Consider the following 18,003-nt stretch of genomic DNA (forward strand, 5'->3'; position numbering starts at 1 on the left):
TTTTCCACCAACTCGAAGGCAATCTATAGTTACCATTAAAAACCATTAGTGTAGTTTTTAGTAAAACACTATTTATTAGTGCTAAATATTAGATAGCACTTAACAATTGATTAAGAAATATGACGCAGACGCTAGCGCCGAGACTGCTACAGCAGCAGTCCCCAGTTTGGCACGCTTTGGAGATTGAGCAAGCGATCGCAATTCTTGAAACGGACGCTGCACAAGGATTGAGTAACACCGAAGCCAAGCAACGTTTAGCAAGGTTTGGGGCAAACGAACTGACAGCAAAAAAGCAAAAACCTTGGTGGTTAAAGTTTCTGTTGCAATACAACCAACCATTGCTCTACATCTTAATTGCGGCAGGGGCAACCAAAGCCATCATTGGCGAATTTGTTAACGCGGCTGTGATTTGGGGTGTGACGACAACCAACGCGATTATTGGATACGTTCAAGAATCGAAAGCCGAAGGAGCAATCGCCGCCCTAGCGCAGTCAATAACCACCGAAGCAACCGTGATTCGTGACGGGGAAAAATTACGAGTTGCATCACGTGAGTTAGTTCCTGGGGATATTGTGTTACTCACTTCTGGCGACAAAGTCCCCGCAGATTTACGGCTGATTCAAGTTCGCAATGTGCAAATTGATGAATCTGCGCTGACAGGAGAATCTGTTGCAGTGGAAAAACAGCCGCACGTTCTCACAAGCGAAACTTTATTAGCCGAACGCCGTAATATGGCATACGCGGGAGGTTTTGTTACATTTGGACAAGCAACGGGAGTTGTTGTAGCGACAGGTAATGCGACTGAAACAGGGCGGATTTCGCAGCTACTTGAGCAAAAAACGGATTTATCTACACCACTAAGCCGAAAACTCGAAAAATTCAGCCATACATGGTTATACCTGGTATTGGGGCTAGCGACACTGACTTTACTTGTTGGCTGGCAAACTAAACCGTGGCGTGAAGCGATCGAAGCTACAGTAGCGTTAATCGTTGGCTCGATTCCGGAAGGATTACCCGCAGTCGTTACCGTAACGTTGGCGATTGGAGTCTCGCGGATGGCGCGACGTCATGCAATTGTTCGCAAACTACCAGCAGTTGAAGCATTAGGAAGCGCGACAATCATTTGTTCGGATAAAACTGGTACATTGACCGAAAACCAGATGACGGTGCAAGCTATCTATGCAGGAGACAAACGATATGCACTCACAGGTAACGGGTACAGTCCTGAAGGAGAAATTTTAGCAGTAGATGCGCAAGGATCAGAGGTTCTATCGAACATTGCCTTACAAGAATGTTTGATTGCTGGATTGTTATGTAATGACTCGCATTTAGAAGTTAAAAATCATCAATGGGTTGTTGTTGGAGATCCGACAGAGGGGGCGTTGATTGCGGCTGGCAATAAAGCAAATTTATTTCATTCAGCGTTGGAACAAGAAATGCCAAGAGTTGATGTCATTCCCTTTGAATCAGAATTTCAATATATGGCAACGTTGCACCAACAGCAGTCAGGGAAAGTCGTCTATGTTAAAGGTTCGGTAGAGGCAATTCTTAAGCGCTGCAAACAGCAATTAGATCCACAAGGAAAGTTAACATTTTTACATCCACAGACTGTGCATCAAGAAGTGGAGAAAATGGCACGACAAGGATTGCGCGTGTTGGCTTTGGCAAAAAAAACTGTATCCATCTCGACACTAAAACACTCAGATATCGATAGCGGGTTAATTTTTCTGGGATTGCAAGGGATGATCGATCCGCCCCGTGCTGAGGCAATTAAGGCGGTGCAAGCCTGCCAACAAGCTGGAATTCAAGTGAAGATGATTACGGGCGATCATGCGGTGACGGCGAGTGCGATCGCATCCCGCATGGGCATCAATAAAGATGGTGCAGTCAAAGCATTTACAGGCGCTCAACTTGCGGCAATGGATCAGCGCGAACTCGCGGCGGTTGCTGAAGAAGGAGTTGTCTTTGCCCGCGTTGCACCCGAACAAAAGTTACGTTTAGTCGAAGCGCTGCAATCGCGAGGTGAAATTGTCGCGATGACAGGTGATGGTGTCAACGATGCACCCGCACTCAAACAAGCCGATATTGGCATTGCAATGGGGGGCGCTGGTACAGAAGTTGCCAAAGAAGCCGCAGATATGTTGCTGACTGATGATAACTTTGCTTCGATCGCAGCGGCGGTAGAAGAAGGACGTGCAGTATACAAAAATATCGTCAAAGCGATGTGCTTTATTCTCCCTGTCAACGGAGGAGAATCAATGACAATTTTACTCAGTACCTTACTAGCACGCGATTTACCAATTTTATCGTTGCAAATTCTCTGGTTGAACGTGATCAACTCGATTGCGATGACTGTGCCTTTAGCGTTTGAGCCGAAATCGCGCAATGTCATGCAACAGCCACCGCGTCGCCCTAACGAAGCTTTACTTTCAAAAAGTCGGGTTCAGCGGATTTTGGCAATTTCGCTGTTTAATTGGATTGTCATCTTTGGGGTTTTTGAATATATTCGGGCAACGACGGGAGACATCAATTTAGCGCGAACTATGGCAATCAATTCACTCATTGCTGGCAGGATTTTTTATCTTTTAAGTTTGAGTCAGTTAGTACCGAATTTGATGGCTAAAATTAAGGGTACAGCGGCAGAAGTTGATATTCCTGCGATCGCATTTGGCATTATTGGTGCGATTATTTTGCAAATCGTCTTCTGTTACCTACCAATCATTAATACTATCTTCTCAACCGCGCCTCTCGATTTTCATCATTGGCTATTCTGTCTTGCTGTTGGTTTACCAATGATTCCTTGGTCAATATTTGTCAACCGTCTCGATCCACCAAACTAAGTATACTCTGATGTCATTGGCGATCGCGCGTTAACAGAAGAGGGACGAAACCCTCTTTTTGCTTTTACTTTAAATATCACATCGTTTTTCCGAAATGTCGTTGATGGGTGCTGTATCCATCCCTTACACCGCAATATTCAATTTCACTAGGTGGAACTCGCCATGACAAGGATGCGACAATTCATCAATCAAAGTAAGTGGGATTCGTTTCTATTAGTTGTTGTTACTTGCTTCAGTCTTTTCTACTTGCTGGCAATTCCTTTCGGTTGGATACGCACAAGATTTGAACTAACCGAGATCATCATTTTTACAATTATCTTATTAATTAATTCCGAATTACTCGAACGTCTTAGAAAACTTGGAATTAATAAAGATGGTATCACATTTGAACTCGATCAAATTCAGGCTGAACAAAAGAATCAAAGAGACAATATTGAAACTAATAAAGCTAATATTGAAGCTGTGACAAATATCCTTCAGCGCTTAACTTTACTAGAAGCTCAACTCGCTGAAAATAGAAAAGATTCTCATCTATTAAGCCAGAACTTGCTTGATGACTATGAGCTAAAGCACCTGCGTAAGCTAGCAAGTGATACTCCCTTTAATTATAAAAGACAACCCTCATTTGAACGCGAACTCAGACATCTGCGCGCATTAGGCTTTGTTGAGAATATGCCTGGAAAAACAATTTCTCATATGCCAGAACGTGGAGATTTAAAAGAACATCTAAGAATTACTGAACATGGCAAGCAATATTTAGACAAAATCGAGTCTATGGCTACTACAGATTATTCAGCATCAATCAGTAATAATAGTAGCAGAGATCCTTCTGAGAAAAGCGATCGCACTTAGATAAATAAAGTCCAGAAAGGTAAACTTAACAAATAAAACGCTGACTAAGAGTTTGCTGCTGTGTACACTTTAGTAACTATTACACATTAAATCGAAATAGCATCACGTCGCCTTCTTGGACAACATACTCTTTTCCTTCACTCCGAACTAAGCCTTTTTCTTTTGCTGCATTCATCGATCCAGTCGCGACTAAATCTTTGTAAGCAACTGTTTCTGCCCGAATAAATCCGCGTTCAAAATCAGAGTGAATGACACCTGCGGCTTGGGGCGCTGACATACCCGCATGAATTGTCCAAGCGCGAGTTTCTTTAGGTCCTGAAGTAAAATATGTGCGCAATCCTAAAAGTTCATAAGTTGCGCGAATAAGTGATTTTAATCCGCCTTCTTCGACTCCTAACGATGCGAGAAACTCAGCTTTATCTTCTTCAGGTAATTCTACTAATTCAGCTTCAACTTGGGCAGACACAATCACAACTTGAGCATTCTCTTGGGAAGCAATTTGCCGCACTTGCTCGACATATTCGTTACCTGTTGCTAAGTCATCTTCCGAGACATTTGCAGCATAAATAATTGGTTTACCGCTAAGTAATCCAAGTCCTTTAATTGTTGCGGCTTCTTCTTCAGTTAAATCAATTTGACGTACAGATTTGCCTTCGTTCAATGCAGCACTTAGTTTTTCTAAAACGGTAACTTCAAATTGAGCGTCTTTACTTGTACGCGCTTGCTTTTTTGTGCGTTCAATACGTTTTTCTATTTGAGCCAAATCTGCTAACGCAAGTTCTAAATTAATAATTTCAATATCTCGTTTAGGATCAACTGAACCTGCGACGTGAATAATATCGTCGTTTTCAAAACAACGGACGACATGAGCGATCGCATCAACTTCACGAATATGGGAAAGAAACTGATTGCCTAAACCTTCGCCTTGGCTTGCACCTTTCACTAAACCAGCAATGTCAACAAACTCAACTCGCGCTGGTACGATTTGTGCCGAAGATGAAATATCTCCCAGAACTTGTAACCGTTCATCTGGTACTGAAACGATACCAACATTAGGTTCAATCGTACAGAAAGGGAAATTAGCAGCTTCCGCTTTGGCATTGGCAACCAAAGCATTAAACAAAGTCGATTTACCAACGTTGGGTAGCCCTACTATTCCGGCTCTGAGCATATACTTTTTGCAGATGAACGGTCAGCTTAACTAGTTTAACGAAGTTTGGCTAATTATTGTCTCTAGCAGTTCAATTTAGTCTGGGCATACTGAAACGTAATGCTTCTAGCGACATCATGATGCAACATCCAAACTAAACTTGGGTTGTGCGTAGAAACTCAAAAGTAGCTCAAGCTTTGATGCAATTGGGTCTAAAATCCAAAAAGATATCTATACTGGCTCAGGAATTGGTTGGGGAATTGGTGCAGGTACTGGCTGTGGTGCAGGTCCTGGTGTAGGCTGAGGAATAGGACTTGGTACTGGTTGTGGCGACGGTTCTGGTGTCGGTTGTGGTGCAGGAGACGGTGGTGTGGGATCTGGCAAAGGATTGGGAATTGGTGTAGGAATTTCTGGTTGTGGTAGAGGGTTAGGAGTAGGATTAATCATTGCAACTCGATTGAATTTGTCTATACCACCCTAAATAACAACTGCTATTTATTACATCTATCTATGTGTCTACACCCAGTGCGACTTGATACTTTACTAAGTGGCTAAAACTCATATCAAGGGTAGGGCAGGCTTGAGTTTCTACCCTATAAAATCATCACAATACTATTTTTATGTCTTTTCCCGATCAACACCAAACAAACCTACCAATATTAAATGCTTTACGCGAATGTACTAACAAAAACCATGCAGCTTTTTATACACCAGGACACAAACGAGGACAAGGTATTTCCTCACAGTTAGCTGATGCTTTCGATTCAAGTGTATTTAAGTTCGATTTACCAGAACTTCCAGAACTAGATAATTTGTTTGCTCCTCAAGGTGTGATTCAGCAAGCCCAAGAATTAGCAGCAGATACCTTTGGTGCAGAACAAACTTGGTTCTTAGTTAATGGTTCTACGTGTGGTGTAGAAGCTGCAATCTTGGCTACGTGTGGTGTAGGAGATAAAATCATTCTGCCGCGTAACGCACACTCATCTTGCATTGCAGGCTTAATTCTCTCCGGTGCAATTCCTGTGTTTGTTAATCCCGAATATGATTCAACACTAGATATTGCCCATAGTGTGACTCCAGAAGGTGTTGCAATCGCACTCCAACAGCATCCTGACGCGAAAGCTGTGATGGTTGTTTACCCAACGTATTACGGTGCGTGTGGTGATATTGGTGCGATCGCATCTCTTACCCACAAACACAATATTCCTTTACTTGTAGACGAAGCCCACGGCGGACACTTTGCATTTCATCCGGATCTACCGATATCTGCATTGGCAGCTGGTGCAGATTTAACAGTGCAATCAACACATAAAGTTCTTGGGGCAATGACTCAAGCATCGATGCTGCACATCCAAGGCAGTAGAATAGATCGCGATCGCCTTTCTAAAGCATTACAACTTCTGCAATCTACAAGCCCTAGTTATTTACTTTTAGCTTCCCTCGATGCCGCACGGCAACAAATGGCACTGCAAGGAAAACAGCTAATGTCACGCACTTTACAGCTTGCTATAGAAGCGCGTACCCAAATTCATCAAATTCCTGGATTATTAGTTTTAGAATGCAAATCTACTCCTGGCTTTTGTCATCTAGATCCAACGCGGCTGACGGTAACGGTTTCAGATTTAGGCTTGACAGGCTTTGAAGCAGATGAAATCTTGCATGAACAACTTGGTGTAACCGCAGAATTACCTTCATTACAAAACCTGACATTTATTATTTCCTTGGGCAACACGCAAGAAGATATCGAAAAACTAGTGCAAGCTTTCATTTTGGTATCTAAACAACATCAAAAAGAACACTTGACTTGTAAAAAGCCTTTGTGGGAAAATCTTTTTTATATGATGGATTATACTGTGCAAATTTCGCCACAACAAGCATATTTTGCCGCTACTGAGAGTGTACCGATAGTCAAGGCTTGCGATCGCATCTGTGCAGAGTTAATTTGTCCTTACCCTCCAGGAATTCCTGTTTTGATGCCAGGAGAAATCATCACCCTACAAGCTTTAGATTATCTTCAACAAATCCAGGCACAGCGAGGCTTTATTAGTGGTTGTGCTGATAATACTTTAAGTACTATAAAAGTAATAAAAGAACAAATCGCATAATAACTATAGTATTCATTCCAATGCTTAAAACTTGGAGATTTCAAACCCTACACGCTCCTCAATCATGAAATTTGGAAGAATCCATCAGCTGCGACAGAGGGTAAAAACTTGCGTGTTTCTGGCAGTAATTTTTCCAAAAATAGGACTAGACACCATTGCTCCAAATTATCGAGAAAGGCAATGGAAGGAACAACGATCGCTTGAGTTGATGTAGTATTACGAATGAAGTTTGCAGTTGAGCGAGCAATAGTTTTGTGCTTGAAACAGTCTGGCGCATTCTCCAAAGAAAGTGCAGTCCAAACTTGGGGATTTGTTAGATCAAGAACGTATTCTAACTCAACCCGAAAACGAAACACCTGACGACGGTGAGTTTGGCTAGCTAAGCCCAGAGTTCGATCGACCTTGAAATGACGCGCATATTCAGCTAAGGCGACATCTTTTTCCTTTGCTAGATACAGTGTTGGTTCCCCAGCAACATTCCAACGATTTTCATTGCTCCGACCGCAATATCTAAAGTCGTATACGTCGTATGTCTTACCAGGGTTATCAGGTATATGCCGCACAGCGTATCCAGTCCACGAGGAAATATAAGTTTGGAGGGGCATAATCTAAAAGCCCGTTCCCTCATAATCAGCAGCTAAAGTACCAATGACAGTTTCGTATTCACCTAATTGCAGGAGTTCTAAAGCGCATCGTCCATTAAATACTGGCAGTGGTGTATTGAGAAATTCTTTTAAACCTTCTGGAGTATAAACCATCAATCCTAACTCTTTAATTTCTTTGAGTTTGGCTAACCTTGACAGCGTATCTCGATCGCTGGGTCGTCGTTCTCCTTTTTCCCAGCGAGTTACTGTTTTGGTGCTGACTTTCAGCAGCGTACTCATGCGTTCCTGAGAAATAGCTAATCCTTGACGAATATCAAGTGGATTTAGCCGTTGGCTGTAGTTGGTAAGTGTTGACATATTTTGGCTAGTTTTCATAACCACGCTACATCTACAATAGCTATTGTCTAGACAAATGTCTAGTCAGACAAGCAGGACTGAGGCAAAATATTTAAAAAAGATTGGTAAGCTTTGGAGTTAGGTTTGTTTGTGGGAAGCGATCGCGGTAAGATTATTGACAATCTTTTGCATAATCTCCCACTACTTCAGTACCTCATGACACAGACTTTCTCTCGAGAGGATTTCATTGAACTGTCATATAGTCAGCCTGTTCTAGATAACGGCTTTGAAACGTATCAAACACCTAAATGCCTTGGTGATGGTTATTTTCAGGAGGTAGAGCTTTTTCCAGGATTGGAACTTGCCATTTATGACAATGAGTATCGCGATGACTTGGTGGTTAAATCCCCCGTTCGCGACCATCCTGTACAATTTTGTATTTTCTTATCAGGCGTTGTGCATCATGATGACGATTTCCCATCAATAGGAGGCAAATACGGTTACTTATCAGGTAATGGCATTGCCCAGGCAGTTACCGCAAAGTATCAGAAATCGCAGCGACAAGTAGGAGTTAGCGTTCACCTCGAACCTGAAATTTTAGAAACATTTCTGGCGGAAGATCTGGAGCAATTTCCGACACATTTAAAGCCATTGATCCACAACAACGATTGGCAAGTTGTGTTTTCGCCCCAAATTACCTTAGGTATGCAAGTGGCGACTCAGCGGATTATCAATTCTCCGTTTCAAGGATTCACAAAGCGCCTTTATCTTCAGGGAAAAGTTTTGGAACTCTTAGCAATGGTGTTAGATGGGATTTCGGGCGATCCCAACCCAACGTTACCACGCTTCAAACCAGAAACAATCGCCCGACTGCATCACGCTAGAGAGATATTAGCAACGCAGTTAGAGAATCCACCGTTATTAACAGAGTTGGCTGTTTTGGTGGGAGTAAGCGATCGCACTCTGCAACGCGGATTTAGAGAGTTATTTGGCACAACCGTTTTCGGATATTTAACGCATCAACGCATGAAACACGCCGAACAACTCTTGCGACAAAGCGATCGCACCGTTGCGGAGATTGCGCGGATGGTTGGCTATGCACATTTGGGACACTTTGCTGCTGCTTTTAAGCGTCAATTTGGGATTACGCCGCGTGAATGTCTGGTAGGAAAAAAGGCGGTTTTGGGATCATAAATGGCGGTTTAGTGGATAGACTTAGCGTTTTAACTTCTCTACACTACGCCTTATTGCCTGTTAAGAATTATTTGCAATGAAGCGGGATTTTGGTAATTGGTGTGTGGAGTGTGCAATTAATGTTTGGCGATCGCCTTTTGGTAACAATGCACAATATTGGCTGCGTTTGTGGTTGATTTTGATATCCAGTATCAGCAGTGTCTTAGCACTATCACCCGCTGGGGCGCAAGAGGCGAATGCAAAAGATTATTCAACTCTATCGACTGACATCCGCCAAAGTGAAATAGAACAACCTGCCACAACGCTTAATGAGTGGTTAACTCAAATTGCACAAACAGCAGTCATCCAAATCACAGGAGTGCAAGCTAATCCCACTGAACAAGGTGTGGAGGTGATTTTACAAACAACTCAAGGCGAACAACTGCAAATTAGCGATCGCAGTGCTGGAAATAACTTTATCGCAGATATCCCTAATGCTCAATTGCGTTTACCCAATGGTGAGGCGTTTGTATTTCGCTCTGAAAAACCAGTTGAGGGGATTACTGAGATCGCGGTTACAAACCTGGATGCCAATACGATTCGGGTGACAGTAGCGGGTGAAACAGGATTGCCCACAGTAGAGTTATTTGACAGTGACGAAGGGTTGATTTTTGGTTTGACACCTGCGGTAACGGCAATGCAGCCTGAAGTTGAGCAGCCGACGACGAGTGATACACTTCCAGATGAACCAGCAGCGCAGGGTGATGAGCCAATTGAGTTAATAGTGACGGGAGAGCAAGATACAGAGTATCGCGTACCGAATGCCAGCGTGGGAACAAGAACTGATACGCCACTGCGCGACATTCCCCAATCGATTCAGGTCGTACCCCAACAAGTGCTGCGGGATCAAAATGTGACTCGCCTAGAAGAAGCCTTGTCAACTGTGGGTGGGGTAACTCCAGTCTCTTCTCAAAGAGTAGGGTTCAGCACCTTTATCATTCGAGGCTTTGATAGCCCTAATGATGGAAATTTTCTCAGAGATGGGCTAAGAGACTCCCAAGCACAATGGATACCTGAACTCTCCAATATCGAGAGAATCGAAGTTCTTAGGGGGCCTGCTTCAGTTTTGTACGGTGGAGGTTCTCCGGGTGGAACTATCAACTTGGTAACAAAACAACCTCTGCGCGATCCCTTCTACGCCATTAATGCCACAATTGGCAGCTACAATTTCTACCGGGGTACTGTCGATTTATCTGGGCCATTGAACGACTCAAGGACAGTTTTGTATCGACTCAATGCATCTTATTTGGATAGAGACAGTTTTGTTGATTTTTATAACCAACGTCAATTCTCTATTTCACCTGTATTTAGTTTGGCACTGGGCGAGAGAACCAACCTGACCTTGGAAGGCAGTTACACAGACGTAAGCCTTATCAATGATTTTGGTTTGCCAGCAATCGGTACTGTGTTGCCCAACCCAAATGGGCGCATACCACGCAATCGCCTCACTGCAGAGCCTGACTCTGTTGCTAATCAAACTGCAGTTAGGGTTGGGTATAGGCTGGAGCATCAATTTAGCAACAACTGGTCATTACAAAATGCGTTTCGAGCAACAGTCAGAACAGTCAGAGCAGACGAGAATGTTTTTTCTACTAGTCTTGCTGACGACAATCGAACTTTGAATCGTGGAAGTTTTGGAGCTGATAATCGTAATAATGATTACGACTTAGCAGTCAACCTTATTGGCAGATTTTCAACTGGCTCAATTGACCATCAGCTAGTCTTTGGAGTCGATCTAGCTAGGAGAGAGGAGTTCGGTCGAGGCTTTGGTGGGACTGCTGCCCCCCTTGACCTGTTTAACCCTGTGTATGGACAGCCTCGTGGCCCTCAGACGCTTAACCGTGATGAAAATACCTTAACGGATGCATTAGGTATTTATGTTCAAGATCAAGTGACGCTAGCAGACAATCTCAGATTATTAATGGGCGGGCGTTTTGATCTGTTTGAAGAAACCAATCAGAATTTTCTGGCAGATACCAGCACCAGTCAATCGGGTCAGGCATTCAGTCCGCGTATCGGTATTGTTTACCAACCCATCGAACCCATTTCCCTCTATGCCAGCTACAGTCGCTCATTTGACCCAGCTTTCAGCACTTCCTTTGAAGGAATCAGCCAATTTCAACCAGTGCGTGGTACTCAGTATGAAGTGGGGGTCAAGGCAGATGTGAATGACAGACTTTCGGCAATCCTTGCCTTTTATGATTTGACCCGCTCCAACGTGATAACGCCTGACAATAGGCCCGGTGTACCCCCAGGCTTTTCGATTCAAACTGGAGAACAGCGCAGTCGAGGCGTAGAACTCACTGCACAAGGCGAAATTCTGCCAGGATGGAACATCATTGCGGGCTATGCCTATACTGATGCCAGAATCACCCAAGACAACACATTTCCTGTAGGTAATCGGTTGAATCTTGTGCCTGAAAATTCCTTTAACCTGTGGACAACCTACCAAATTCAGCAAGGTGTGCTGCAAGGTTTAGGATTTGGTGCAGGATTGTTCTATGTTGGAGAGCGGCAAGGTGATTTAGTCAATAGCTTTCAAGTCCCCAGCTACCTGCGGACAGATGCAGCAATTTTTTACAATCGCGATCGCTTCCGCGCCGCCCTTAATTTCAGAAATTTGTTCAACGTAGACTATTTTGAATCCGCTTTCAATCTACGTCGAGTTTATCCAGGCGAACCATTTACAGTGCAAGGAACAATTTCATGGGAATTTTGACCCTATCCCAACCCTTACTAAGGGGGGTAATGCAGAGACTTCGCAAAATCGTTGCCAGATATAAGCATCTGCCACTATTTCTAGCAACAATAACCATTTTAGTCGTCCCAGCCTGCCACAGTGATACGTCGCAACTTAAGCAAAATCAAACCTACTTAGCAACAACTCGAATTGTTAACCATGCTTTAGGTGAAGTCGAGATTCCAGTTAGTCCTCACAGAGTTGTCGTTTTACATGATCACTTACTTGCTTGTGTTATGGAATTGGGTTTTAAGCCAATTGGATCTACTTATAATGTCTATGGCGAGGATAATCAGTATTTTCGAGGAATTCCATCTGAATGGACTGATAGCATCGCGAAAGTAGGTGTTAATGATCAACCTTCTTTAGAAGCAGTTCTTGATCTTGCTCCTGATTTAATTTTAGGTCGAGATCTAGGTAATTCAGTTAACGAGATGTACTATAAGCAACTGTCGGCAATCGCGCCTACAGTAATAGTCAAAGATAGCGAAGGTTACTTGTCTCAATCTAAATACATTGCTGAGATTTTAGGAAGAAGCGATATTGCAGAAAAACTTCAAATTGAGTATGAAGATAGAATCCAAAACCTACGGCAACAATTAGCAGAAAACCTAAGTAATATCACTATATCTGTGATTAGTTCCGTTGGTGGTGGAAACTTTGTGACTTTTTCTGCAAATGATATTTATGATCAGATTTTTAATGAAATAGGTTTACGCCGTCCACCAATTCAACAAAATCAAAAGGAAATCAGATTAGTACATAGCATTGAGACTCTACACGAACACGACGCTGATGTTGTGTTTGTTAGAAACTTCGGGGAAAGCCCTGATAAATTTCTATCTTTTTTAAAACAGCCTCTTGTGTTACAGCTTCGAGCGGCACAAAATAACCGAGTGTATGAAGTACATTGGCTTGGTGGAAATTATTTAGTAGCTAATCGAATTATTGATGATTTATATAAATATCTTGTCCATAAAGATTAAATTATTAATTTTTGTTTATAAATAATAGGAGTTAGAAAATAAACTAAAGTTTATTTTTCCGGCAATTGTGCAAAAATTGAAAATAATAAGTATAATCTATTAATAGAAAGTGCAAAATTTACCGATCAAAATAATTTTTCTGCCCTGTGAACTCCAAAAAGACATTTTTACTCATTTGGAGGGCTTTATTCCAACCCATCCTTAACTTGTACAGCACTAATAATGGTTACTAAACAAATTCAATTACGTGCTGGTAGTGTTGTCATGCCACTGCATAATCCAGTACAAGTAGCTGAAGAATGGTCTGTAGTTGATAATCTTTCTATGGGAGAGTGGCAATTGGTTTTGCATCAGGTTGGACTGTAGATGACTTTGTACTTTCTCCTGAAAGTTATGCCAACCGCAGAGAAACAATGTGGGTGGAATTCAAACAGTCCAAAAGCTTTGGGAAGGTGAACAAGTTGAACTCAAAGATGCGGCTGGAAACGCTTTTAAAGGGAGAACTTTTCCACGACCAATACAACCAAAGCTACCAACTTTAAGATTTTCCTGGAGTGGCAATTGTTGAGATGCGATCGCTTCTGCAATGTAAACTGTTTTGAAACTGCTTTCAATCAATGCAAAGGCATTTGTTCAACGATCGCCTGGGCGATTAATAAGCGATCAAATGGTCGATGATGATTTGGCAGCATTTCTAAAGCGTAGATGTGTTCAGTCAAAATTGATAAAAGCTGCAAGTCGTTTACTTGTCGCTGACTCTCAATCAACTCCGAAAGTGGTAAATCAAAATTCAACTTCCCAAGCTGAAGCTTGATTTGCATCTCCCATATACTCACAATACTCAGAAATATCTCATGCTCTCTATCAACAAACAAACTCGTAACCCGTTCAGACGAACTATTTGGCTCAAAGATAATCCAAATTAAGGTGTGCGTGTCCAGTAATAATCTCACGATTCTCCCGTCCAAAAATCCTCAGGAAGTGGATCGTTGAAATCCTCGCTGATCCAACCCTTGCCTTGATGAAGTCCTAGCACTCGTGGTTGCTTTACCGCTGCTTGTTCATATTGAGATGCACCATATTTTTGATGCAAAAATTCCACAAAATCAATCACTTGCTGTCTCTGCTCAGGTGGCAGCGCCTGCAGTTGCCTCAATAACGTTTGGGGCAATGTTGTAGTTTGGGAATTCATGAATCACCTCTGGAGGCTTGATGAATTTATCCTAAATTAATTACAGGATGCTTCTTTGTCAGGATGACACCGCTTGAAGTGCTGACTTCTCATTTTATCTGGCTTTTACGAGACTATGGATTTTATGGGATCTGACTCATGATGATCGCTTACACTATCCCTAAGTCTATGCCTAAACGCAAGTTAATCTTGCGATCGCCACAGTCTCTCAACATTATTGAAGTCGTAAACGGCTGATTGTGCGATCGCTTCTTGAGTTCGCCACGATTGTCAACCTGCTGATTTCAAAATGCTTTAGGCAATCCTGCTTGCTTCAAAACTGCGTTAGCCGTATGCCGCGATTTAATTAAACCATCTACAACAAAATACCGCTGTGTAATGGGACTGTACCAAATTTCATGATCTCCTTTACCCTGTCGTTCAAAATAGCAACTTGCCTCTATCAACAGTTTCTTTAGCTGCGGAGTAAATGACTGACTCATTTAAGACGCAACCTCGATCAACTCTTGTCGGTGACTTGTCAGTTGCAATTCAATTGAATCTGTATCTGGAGTCACAAGACGATTAAGCAGAATAAGCTCTAGGACTATACTTCGGAGTTTCTGCATTAAAGCCTCGATCGTCTCAGCTTCAGTTACTAATCCTGGAATATCTTCACTCGTTGCAACCCAGACAGCAGCTTCTACATCCCAGAACGCCTCAACTTTGTAGATCATTTGTGCCATTGCTAAATTCTGCAATGCTTTCATTGTATCTGACTCATGACGATCGCTTACACTATCCCCAAGTCGATGCTTAAACGCAAGTTAATCTTGCGATCGCCACAGTCTCTCAATAACATTATTGAAGTCGTAAACGGCTGATTGTGCGATCTCACTCTGAAATCAAATCAATTATTGAATTGCGATGTCACAGACTCTGCGAGAAGGCTTCGCCAATGCGTCTACGCATAACCTAACTCTCGAATCTAAATCTTATTCACTTCCACAAATAGGTAAGATCAATTAAAGGCTCTGTCTAATTGCAGTGATGACAATCTTCAGAGGTGGAATACCTTCTTTGACAGTAGACCAAACAACAGCGACATCAACTCCCTAATATTCATGTACCAAAATATCTCTCATGCCAGCGATCGCACGCCAGGAAATTTGAGGATATTTTTTACAAATTTTCTCAGGGATTTTCTTAAGGGCTTCCCCTAAAATTTCAATGGATTTGATAACAGCTAAAACTTTCTCTCGGTTTTGTTGGAATTGATTAAAGTCAACAGCATTAGTGAAGGTTTCGATATCAGCAATTGCCTCCAAAATATCATCGAGATACTATGATAGAGAGCGTTTGGTCATACATAAACAACTTCTGATAAAACCTGCGCTCGAATTCTCGGCTTAAGTCCGTTTTTAGTCACTAAGTCAACCTTGAAGCCCACTTGCTCACTGAGATAGTCTCGCAACTCCACAAGTTGGAATAAAGTCGGAGCTTGATCATAGTCAATTAAAATATCAAGGCTCTCTATTGTTTGTTCTCCCCTTGCATAAGAGCCAAATATGCCCAGCTTCGTCACTTGATACTGTCGCAATCGCGGTTTACTCTGGCTCAAAACTTGCTTAACATCATCCAGTGATTTCATATTTGCCATAGAAACGCCTGTTTTGCTCTTATTTAGACTTTACTCAGCGATCTGGCTGCATTCAGCATTTTACTGAATCATTAACCTTATGACATATCTAACCATACAGCAATCCTAAATTGTTTGTGAAAACCTCTCCTTATCTCTTTCCTTTGTGCTACGCCATTTTCCCCAACGGAGGACATTTCCGCACGGAAGTGGCTTCTCTGTGACTCTGCGGTTCGTTTCTAAATAAAATTTACAACTCAGATAAAATTGCTATACATCCCTAACACATTACTTTCATTGCTTATCTGCAAGTGCGATCGCTCACCAGCACAAGGAAAGTAGAATAGCTGCATTTTGACTCTCTCAGGCAAGATGCCTAACCCACAAAAGCTGAATTAATCTGATATTTGTATGGTGGGTGTCTTCACCTGCCCATGATTTGCAAGAAGTCTATTGTTTGACCATGTCCTGTTTTGAGTAAATACAATCACTGCACTCTTCCTTTACCAGTTGCTGTTTTTTGGATGACCAGTAACTTTTTGAGTTCGTCTACGGTTTCTTTAATTTCTGCTTGTACCAACTGGTTATGATTTGAGTGCAAAGGCTGGGGCGATCGCCAACTCTTGATGCAAGTCTTGACTGTTTCTAAATCCTCGTAGAAGTAGTTATGTTAAATACGGTTGATGAGGGATGACAAAAATGGTGGCTCAAGGTGGCTAGTTACTAGTGACTAATCACTAAATACTTACAAAAGTGTAACGATACCGATAGTTTGGTTATTTAACCGGAGATGAAACCGACAAATAGAGGCAAGTAAGCGGCATAATACCCCGAAAATTACTGTTTGATTAAGTTTTTAACAACTGATGTAGTGTTCCTTTGGCGCCCAACTCCCACAAGCTATGTAACTGACTCTCAATAACCCCGACAAAACGCGACGATTGCGATAAATCGCCAAAAATCTCAGATAAGCTGAGCAATGGTTGAGGATTAGAACCACCACAACGGGCTTGTTGAGTTAGAATGTTTGCCATTGGGTCATCAATCGCGATCGCCCTGCCTTGATCGTCCTCTCCATTTAGGTAGCGGAACCAGGCAGCAACGGTTAAGCTCAGATAGTCGATCGCACCACCTTGCGCAAGTTTATCGCGGAGCGAACCTAAAACAAACTTTGGCATTTTAGCAGCACCATTGAGGCAAAGACGCGGGAGTTGATCCTGAATTTTAGGATTGGCAAATCGTTCAACTAAAGTCTTTTTATACTCTGTCAAATCAATTCCTGGTACAGGTTCAAGTGTAGGCGTGACTTCTGCCATCAAGTTAGCTACTGCTTGCTGAAATAACGGGTCTGCCATAACCTCATGAACGTACGTGTAGCCTGCCAAAGAGCCAAGATAGCCAATCAATAAGTGACTCGCATTGAGTAGCCGGATCTTCATCATTTCATAAGGATGAACGTTGCTAGTCATTTGTACGCCCACAGTTTCCCAATCTGGTCTACCAGCACAGAAATCGTCTTCGATGACCCACTGAATGAACGGTTCTGCCACAACGGGAAAAGCATCATCGATGCCAAACTGCTCGGCTACCATGGCAATATCAGGTGGAGTTGTCGCGGGAGTGATGCGATCGACCATGCTGTTAGGAAACGCTACGTGTTCGGCAATCCAATGACCTAATTGGGGATTTTGCAGTTCGGCAAAAGTCGTTAACATTTTGCGGGCAATGTTGCCGTTACCTTGCAAGTTGTCGCAGGATAACACGGTAAATGGTGCTACTCCCTGTTTATAGCGCCGATCGAGCGCAGCCGTCAAAAATCCATACACTCCAATCGGTTGGTTAGGATGCTGCAAATCTTGCTGAATTGTGGGATGATTAACATCAAATTCGCCACTGCCTTCAATGTAGTAGTAGCCGCCTTCGGTAATTGTCAGCGTCACAATGCGGCAGTTGGGATTTGCCAAAGCATCAATGACTGCTTGTCGATTGTCTGGTGCGAATAAATATTGCGTAATTGAGCCAATAATCCGCGCGCGATCGCCTGCGCTTGATCGTTCAACAAGCGTATACATACAATCTTGTGAATGCAGCGCGTCGCGCATCCGCCGATCGTAATCTAGTAGTCCCACACCGCAGATTCCCCATGCACTTTGAGGATTTAAATGTAAGTAATCATCGAGATACAACGCTTGATGTGCGCGATGAAAGCCACCAACACCAATGTGGACAATACCATTAGTAACTTGTTGGCGATCGTAATGCGGGACGCGAACGCGCTTTGCTGCTAGTTTTGATAGAGCGGTTTCATTCAGCTTGATTGCTGAACCTGTACTCATATTGCTCATA

General features: G+C 42.7%; 18 protein-coding genes and 1 pseudogene. 7 read left to right on the forward strand and 12 right to left on the reverse strand.

The genetic code is table 11. The features are described from left to right. Positions 1-119 precede the first annotated feature (119 nt). Positions 120-2,840, forward strand: a complete 2,721-nt coding sequence (locus CSQ79_RS10805; RefSeq protein ID WP_099701183.1) for a cation-translocating P-type ATPase — start codon at positions 120-122, stop codon at positions 2,838-2,840. A gap of 162 nt (positions 2,841-3,002) precedes the next feature. Next, positions 3,003-3,692: a hypothetical protein gene (locus CSQ79_RS10810; RefSeq protein WP_143755451.1), complete on the forward strand. Its 690-nt coding sequence runs from the start codon at positions 3,003-3,005 to the stop codon at positions 3,690-3,692. Positions 3,693-3,771: 79 nt separating this feature from the next. On the opposite strand, the gene ychF is transcribed toward CSQ79_RS10810, so the two are convergent. Then, entirely contained in the window at positions 3,772-4,863 is a 1,092-nt protein-coding gene (gene ychF, locus CSQ79_RS10815; RefSeq protein ID WP_099701185.1) for a redox-regulated ATPase YchF, read from the reverse strand. A gap of 210 nt (positions 4,864-5,073) precedes the next feature. Further along, a complete protein-coding gene (locus CSQ79_RS10820) occupies positions 5,074-5,289 on the reverse strand; it encodes a hypothetical protein (RefSeq protein ID WP_099701186.1) in 216 nt (71 codons plus the stop codon). Between the two features lie 173 nt (positions 5,290-5,462). Here CSQ79_RS10820 and CSQ79_RS10825 point away from each other — a divergent pair, with 173 nt between their 5' ends. Then, on the forward strand, positions 5,463-6,947 hold the full coding sequence (locus CSQ79_RS10825) for an aminotransferase class I/II-fold pyridoxal phosphate-dependent enzyme (RefSeq protein ID WP_099701187.1): 1,485 nt from the start codon (positions 5,463-5,465) through the stop codon (positions 6,945-6,947). Between the two features lie 62 nt (positions 6,948-7,009). On the opposite strand, the gene CSQ79_RS10830 is transcribed toward CSQ79_RS10825, so the two are convergent. Together CSQ79_RS10830 and CSQ79_RS10835 are read right to left on the reverse strand one after the other, a co-directional pair. Beyond that, a complete protein-coding gene (locus CSQ79_RS10830; protein ID WP_099701188.1) occupies positions 7,010-7,552 on the reverse strand; it encodes an RES domain-containing protein in 543 nt (180 codons plus the stop codon). A 3-nt stretch (positions 7,553-7,555) separates the two neighbouring features. Next, a complete protein-coding gene (locus CSQ79_RS10835; RefSeq protein WP_289501021.1) occupies positions 7,556-7,927 on the reverse strand; it encodes a helix-turn-helix domain-containing protein in 372 nt (123 codons plus the stop codon). A 93-nt stretch (positions 7,928-8,020) separates the two neighbouring features. Between CSQ79_RS10835 and CSQ79_RS10840 the strand changes: the two genes are divergently transcribed. The 4 genes and pseudogenes from CSQ79_RS10840 to CSQ79_RS27670 form a co-directional block, all read left to right on the forward strand. After that, positions 8,021-9,082 (forward strand): helix-turn-helix transcriptional regulator, encoded by a 1,062-nt coding sequence (locus CSQ79_RS10840; protein WP_289501022.1) that lies wholly within the window; start codon positions 8,021-8,023, stop codon positions 9,080-9,082. Between the two features lie 76 nt (positions 9,083-9,158). Further along, on the forward strand, positions 9,159-11,840 hold the full coding sequence (locus tag CSQ79_RS10845; protein WP_099701189.1) for a TonB-dependent siderophore receptor: 2,682 nt from the start codon (positions 9,159-9,161) through the stop codon (positions 11,838-11,840). Between the two features lie 29 nt (positions 11,841-11,869). Next, positions 11,870-12,847, forward strand: coding sequence for an ABC transporter substrate-binding protein (locus tag CSQ79_RS10850; RefSeq protein WP_289501023.1), 978 nt, complete (start codon positions 11,870-11,872; stop codon positions 12,845-12,847). A 213-nt stretch (positions 12,848-13,060) separates the two neighbouring features. Continuing rightward, positions 13,061-13,213: pseudogene (locus CSQ79_RS27670) on the forward strand (hypothetical protein); the annotation flags it as partial. A gap of 60 nt (positions 13,214-13,273) precedes the next feature. Here CSQ79_RS27670 and CSQ79_RS27675 read toward each other — a convergent pair. The 8 genes from CSQ79_RS27675 to CSQ79_RS10890 form a co-directional block, all read right to left on the reverse strand. After that, positions 13,274-13,465, reverse strand: coding sequence for a hypothetical protein (locus CSQ79_RS27675; protein WP_289501025.1), 192 nt, complete (start codon positions 13,463-13,465; stop codon positions 13,274-13,276). After that, positions 13,462-13,800 (reverse strand): type II toxin-antitoxin system VapC family toxin, encoded by a 339-nt coding sequence (locus CSQ79_RS10860; protein ID WP_099701191.1) that lies wholly within the window; start codon positions 13,798-13,800, stop codon positions 13,462-13,464. Before CSQ79_RS10860 ends, CSQ79_RS27675 begins: the two co-directional genes overlap by 4 nt. Continuing rightward, positions 13,797-14,039, reverse strand: a complete 243-nt coding sequence (locus tag CSQ79_RS10865; RefSeq protein ID WP_099701192.1) for a DUF2281 domain-containing protein — start codon at positions 14,037-14,039, stop codon at positions 13,797-13,799. Before CSQ79_RS10865 ends, CSQ79_RS10860 begins: the two co-directional genes overlap by 4 nt. 284 nt (positions 14,040-14,323) lie before the next feature. Next, on the reverse strand, positions 14,324-14,521 hold the full coding sequence (locus CSQ79_RS10870) for a type II toxin-antitoxin system HicA family toxin (protein ID WP_099701193.1): 198 nt from the start codon (positions 14,519-14,521) through the stop codon (positions 14,324-14,326). Next, positions 14,522-14,764: a DUF1902 domain-containing protein gene (locus CSQ79_RS10875; RefSeq protein WP_099701357.1), complete on the reverse strand. Its 243-nt coding sequence runs from the start codon at positions 14,762-14,764 to the stop codon at positions 14,522-14,524. 369 nt (positions 14,765-15,133) lie between these two features. Next, positions 15,134-15,346 (reverse strand): HepT-like ribonuclease domain-containing protein, encoded by a 213-nt coding sequence (locus CSQ79_RS27680; RefSeq protein ID WP_289501026.1) that lies wholly within the window; start codon positions 15,344-15,346, stop codon positions 15,134-15,136. Between the two features lie 35 nt (positions 15,347-15,381). After that, a complete protein-coding gene (locus CSQ79_RS10885) occupies positions 15,382-15,669 on the reverse strand; it encodes a nucleotidyltransferase family protein (protein ID WP_099701358.1) in 288 nt (95 codons plus the stop codon). 836 nt (positions 15,670-16,505) lie between these two features. After that, positions 16,506-18,002 (reverse strand): mannitol dehydrogenase family protein, encoded by a 1,497-nt coding sequence (locus CSQ79_RS10890; RefSeq protein ID WP_099701194.1) that lies wholly within the window; start codon positions 18,000-18,002, stop codon positions 16,506-16,508. Position 18,003 lies beyond the last annotated feature (1 nt).

It is taken from the genome of Gloeocapsopsis sp. IPPAS B-1203 (assembly GCF_002749975.1).
GTDB lineage: Bacteria > Cyanobacteriota > Cyanobacteriia > Cyanobacteriales > Chroococcidiopsidaceae > Gloeocapsopsis.

Excerpts from the sequence above, each read along its gene's own strand:
- CSQ79_RS10805 (WP_099701183.1), top strand. The coding sequence starts at position 120 with ATGACGCAGACGCTAGCGCCGAGACTGCTACAGCAGCAGTCCCCAGTT.
- CSQ79_RS10810 (WP_143755451.1), top strand. The coding sequence starts at position 3,003 with ATGACAAGGATGCGACAATTCATCAATCAAAGTAAGTGGGATTCGTTT.
- ychF (WP_099701185.1), bottom strand. The coding sequence starts at position 4,863 with ATGCTCAGAGCCGGAATAGTAGGGCTACCCAACGTTGGTAAATCGACT.
- CSQ79_RS10820 (WP_099701186.1), bottom strand. The coding sequence starts at position 5,289 with ATGATTAATCCTACTCCTAACCCTCTACCACAACCAGAAATTCCTACA.
- CSQ79_RS10825 (WP_099701187.1), top strand. The coding sequence starts at position 5,463 with ATGTCTTTTCCCGATCAACACCAAACAAACCTACCAATATTAAATGCT.
- CSQ79_RS10830 (WP_099701188.1), bottom strand. The coding sequence starts at position 7,552 with ATGCCCCTCCAAACTTATATTTCCTCGTGGACTGGATACGCTGTGCGG.
- CSQ79_RS10835 (WP_289501021.1), bottom strand. The coding sequence starts at position 7,927 with ATGAAAACTAGCCAAAATATGTCAACACTTACCAACTACAGCCAACGG.
- CSQ79_RS10845 (WP_099701189.1), top strand. The coding sequence starts at position 9,159 with ATGAAGCGGGATTTTGGTAATTGGTGTGTGGAGTGTGCAATTAATGTT.
- CSQ79_RS10850 (WP_289501023.1), top strand. The coding sequence starts at position 11,870 with ATGCAGAGACTTCGCAAAATCGTTGCCAGATATAAGCATCTGCCACTA.
- CSQ79_RS10865 (WP_099701192.1), bottom strand. The coding sequence starts at position 14,039 with ATGAATTCCCAAACTACAACATTGCCCCAAACGTTATTGAGGCAACTG.
- CSQ79_RS10870 (WP_099701193.1), bottom strand. The coding sequence starts at position 14,521 with ATGAGTCAGTCATTTACTCCGCAGCTAAAGAAACTGTTGATAGAGGCA.
- CSQ79_RS10875 (WP_099701357.1), bottom strand. The coding sequence starts at position 14,764 with ATGGCACAAATGATCTACAAAGTTGAGGCGTTCTGGGATGTAGAAGCT.
- CSQ79_RS10885 (WP_099701358.1), bottom strand. The coding sequence starts at position 15,669 with ATGAAATCACTGGATGATGTTAAGCAAGTTTTGAGCCAGAGTAAACCG.
- CSQ79_RS10890 (WP_099701194.1), bottom strand. The coding sequence starts at position 18,002 with ATGAGCAATATGAGTACAGGTTCAGCAATCAAGCTGAATGAAACCGCT.